Source organism: Synechococcus sp. R5-12, from assembly GCF_047502655.1.
GTDB lineage: Bacteria > Cyanobacteriota > Cyanobacteriia > Thermostichales > Thermostichaceae > Thermostichus.
In genome coordinates this window covers 1-4,257 of record NZ_JANSIM010000272.1, presented here as the reverse complement: position 1 = coordinate 4,257, position 4,257 = coordinate 1, and the positions used below count along the sequence as shown (strand labels likewise).

Below are 4,257 nucleotides of genomic sequence, written 5' to 3'. Positions count from 1 at the left end.
AAATTATTCTCTCTATCCTAACATAAGATCAACACGACCTAGAGTCATGCTCTACTTCAGGTGGGAGTAGAAGTATTGGTAGGGCTGGGAGCTCCATCGGACTCCGTCCTGCCAACGTCGGCGGCAGCAGGTGCAGTTGCCGGCAGTGTAGGTTCTGGCCCGGCAGGAGGCAACTCCGGTGCCGGTGCGGGCTGAGGCAGAAAGTCGATGACCTCCCAAGTCTTGGAATCCGGTGAGCTGTAGGCCAGCAGCCACCGTTCGGGCACGGTTTTGACGCGGTCGGGCGAGCGTTGTGTAGCAACAGTTTGTGCCTTTTGGTGGGCCAGGGTGAGCTGGAAGGGATCCCCTTTGCGGCGATAGGGGCGGCGGGATCCCGGCGGATGCACGATTAGGGTGTAGGTACCGCTGAGGTGATGGCCTTCCAGGGTTTCTCCTGAGACTAACAGCAAAGGTTCACGGCGATCTTGGCGGATTTTCACATCCTGCAATTGCAGGCGGGCTGCTAGCTGGTCACTGCCCACCAAGGATCCCACCGGCCCGGACACATGAGCGATCTGATAGGCGAGGGCCTGCTGCACAATCGGTTTTGGCGGCCTGGGGCCACAGCCGACCAGCAGCCCCACCAGCACAATAGCCACAAGGCTGAGTGCGCCGCGCACAACCGATCCCCTACAACTCCACCCCAGTTTTGGCATCGCTTCCCCTGAGGCCATCAGACGGTAACTAAGGTGGGGTGTTGCTTCAGGTATTCCGTATTCACGCCGGACTCGCGGGTGAGAGCCACCAGGCCGGTACGGGCGATCTCACGGATGCCAAAGCTGGTCAACATCTTGATGATGGCCACCATTTTGCCGGGATCCCCGGTTACCTCGAGAGTCAAAGACTCCTCCGCCACATCCACAATCCGGGCGCGAAACATTTGGGCCACATCCATAATGGCGGAGCGGGTATCGGGGCTGGCATTGACCTTGACCAGCATCAGCTCCCGTTCCACGCAGGGAACATGGGTGATATCGGTAACTTTCAGCACGTCGATGAGCTTGTAGAGCTGCTTCGTCATCTGCTCCACATCGTGTTCATCTCCCTGCACCACCATGGTGATGCGAGAGATCCCCGGTCGTTCGGTGGGGCCAACGGTGAGGCTGTCGATGTTAAAGCCGCGACGGGCAAACATCCCCGCAATGCGGGTTAAAACGCCAGGCTGATCCTGCACGAGGGCGCTGAGGGTGTGTTTCACGGCAACCAGAGGATAGAGAAAAAGCTGAGAAGAGGTTGGGGAAGCACCTGGGAATAACAATACCCTGAGGAAATTTTACGCCAACTTTGCCGGAATGTTTTTCGCATTGCTCCGGTCGGAGCACAGCTGCAGAGCCGGCGCCCTAGAGAAAGACAGCGCAGCCGTTAACTCTCCAAAGACCCGCGCGTAACCCCCAATTGGCTGTGTAGCTTCAGCTCCTGCCACAGTTGGGATCCGCTGAGTTGACCTTGTAGGAGTTGCTGATAGCGGTGCAGGGTTTGTTGGATCTCGGCGGGGGATTCATGCAAAAATTCGATGCGCAGATAGCGCAGGCCCAAGGCCAATAATTTCGGCACATACTCTGCCCCCGTTTGGGCCTTGCCGTTGTAGAGGGTATTCCGACAGCCGGCATCGGCCTTCAAAATGTGCTCGACATTGGCCCTGTCCCTCAGCTTCACCTCGTGTTTTTCACATGGGCGACCACAATTGGTGTAATCCGTTCCGCTGGATAAAAAGGCGCAAAAGACGCAGTGCTCCATGTGGAACAGGGGCATATGTTGATGAAGGGTAACCTCATACCTATGGGCGGGGCCGGCTTGCAGCAGGGATCCCAGTTGCTCATGGTTGAGGTCATAGGAAGCCGTCAGGCGCTCCAGGTTGTAACGGGTTTTGAGATAGTGGGCCGTGATGGGATTGGCCACATTCAAGGAAAAATCCCCAATGCAGCGCTGCCCGGCAAAGAAACGGAGATGATCGTAATTTCTCACCAAGTAGCCATCGGCCCCAGCGGCCAACACTTGCTTTAGGATCCAGGTTTCTCCCGGCTTGGTGATGCGGGGCGGGGCAGCCCACAGCTCCACCTCAGGATGGATGGCTTTGGTTGTGCGGATCACCTCCCGATAGCGGCGGGGATCCTCAAACTCCAGATAGATCTGCCTAATACCGCTGGCTATCGCCGCCGGCAGTTGCGCCGGATCCCGCACCAACACCACCAACTGCGGGGATCCCCTTTCGGGCTCCTCCTGAGAAGGCACCAGATCTTGCCAGCGAGCTTCGGGATTGAGTTGCCAGCGCGGGGGCTGAGCTCGCAGAGCTTGTAGGCGTTCCACCGCTTGTCGGCGCATCTGGTTGAGCAGGCTCACCGGCAGCATTACCTCCCCCTGCAAGGCATTGTGCAGGGATCCCAACTTGAAGGGAGTGGAGCCCAAACGGCCCAGTTGCTGTCGCAGTTTTTCGGTAGTGAGGGGTTGGCGGTGGGCAGCTTCCAGGGGCAGCGGCGAATCCACCTGCACCGTATGGCCTTGCTCATCCCGCAGGATCAGCGTCAGCGGGGATCCCACTTGGCCGTGAACCTCCATGTGGACAGGCCGCTGAAAGCGGGGGTGATCCCCGGCGTAGCTTTGGCGCAGGCGCTTTTCCAGTTCCGGGTCGCTGGTCTTCCAGAGGCGATCCCCCACCCGCAGACGTTTGAGATCAATGACCCCCTCTCCGAAGCTGAGCCAGGCCAGCCCCTGCTTCTCTTGCACCCGGTAAACTCGCCCCCCCTGCTCCGGCAACTCCGGCTGCCCCTGGTCAAACACCACGCCGTCCCCAGCTTTGAGGGGTGCCTCCAGCCGGATCCCCACCTGATCCTGTTGGATCCCCACCACTTGCCCCAGGTAAACCCCCCGTTTCTTGCCAAACCGCGCGTGCACCAGCTCCTGGTTGTTGATGCCCCGCAGCCAGCCCGTATAAAGCCCGCGAGAAAAGCTCATCTCCAGCTCGTAGCGTTCCTGCTGCGAAGGCTGCCACGGCTGCCCCGCTCCCAGCGCATCCAACGCCTGCCGATACACCCGCGTTACATTGGCTACATATTCTGGGGATTTCAGCCGGCCCTCAATTTTCAGACAGCGGATCCCCAGCTTCACCAGCTCCGGCAGCACCTCCAGCCCGGCCAAATCTTGAGGGCTGAGCAGATACCGCTTCTCCCCCAAGTCGCGGCGGATCCCGTCTACCACCAGCTCATAGGGCATGCGGCAGGCTTGAGCACATTCGCCTCGGTTGGCCGAACGCCCCCCCAGCGCCTCGCTGGTCAGACATTGCCCCGAGTAGGCCACGCACAACGCCCCATGCACAAAGACCTCCAGAGATAGGGAGGATCCCTTCTCTTGCAGATAGGCCTGGATCTGGGCGATTTCCCGCAGGGAACATTCCCGCGCCAGCACCACCACCTCACAGCCCAGCTCAGCGGCAAACTCCGCTCCCACTCCACTGGTGATGGTCATTTGCGTGGAAGCATGGATGGGGAAATCGGGGGAAAGATGCCGGATCAGGCGGGCGATGCCAATATCCTGCACAATCACCGCATCCACCCCCGCCGCAATCATCGAGCGGATGTATCCCTCGGCTTCCGTCAGCTCCCTTGGAAAAACCAGAGTATTCAAAGTAACATAGCCCCGTACCCCCCGCCGGTGCAGCCAGGCCATCAGTTCCGGCAAATCCGCTTCCGTAAAGTTGCGGGCGCGCATCCGGGCGTTGAAGCGCTCCAGCCCAAAATAGATGGCATCGGCCCCGTTTTCCACTGCCGCCTTGGCACACTCCCAATCCCCCGCCGGGGCCAGCAGCAGGGGCAACTTGGTGGTCAGAGGCGGCGCCTCAAAGTGATCCGTTTCCGCGAAATCTATCCCAGCAGCTTTCATCGGAAGACAGCCCCACAAAGAGAACAAGGGATCCTTTCCCATTCAAAATCAAAAAACCTGAGAGCAGGATCCCCTTGTCTCAGGTCAAGCTGCCTCTGCCGGCGGCCTCTTAACAAAAAACTCGTTCCGTCCGCAAAGGGTCTAGGTGACATACTCCCATCGCTGACCCTACGGGTACAGGGTGGGCTTCTCGCTTCATCGGGGAGCTTTCGCAAGAACCCTCAGCGAGCAGACACGGGATGTCCCACCGCGTAGTCGCACCAGATTCCGGCAAAAGCCGTTTTGTGCAACTGCTCCCATCATACACCATGTGGGGGTATCTGTATCCCGGCACTGACCCTA

3 protein-coding genes are annotated in these 4,257 nt (G+C 59.3%); all 3 read right to left on the bottom strand.

Going from position 1 to position 4,257, the window contains the following annotated elements:
• Positions 1–56 precede the first annotated feature (56 nt).
• Complete coding sequence (locus NW843_RS13175; RefSeq protein WP_414523173.1) at positions 57–659, bottom strand: hypothetical protein; 603 nt, start codon at positions 657–659, stop codon at positions 57–59.
• 53 nt (positions 660–712) lie between these two features.
• Complete coding sequence (gene ilvN / locus NW843_RS13170; protein ID WP_011432604.1) at positions 713–1,237, bottom strand: acetolactate synthase small subunit; 525 nt, start codon at positions 1,235–1,237, stop codon at positions 713–715.
• A 164-nt stretch (positions 1,238–1,401) separates the two neighbouring features.
• Positions 1,402–3,915, bottom strand: coding sequence for a DUF3656 domain-containing U32 family peptidase (locus tag NW843_RS13165; RefSeq protein WP_414523172.1), 2,514 nt, complete (start codon positions 3,913–3,915; stop codon positions 1,402–1,404).
• Positions 3,916–4,257: the final 342 nt, after the last annotated feature.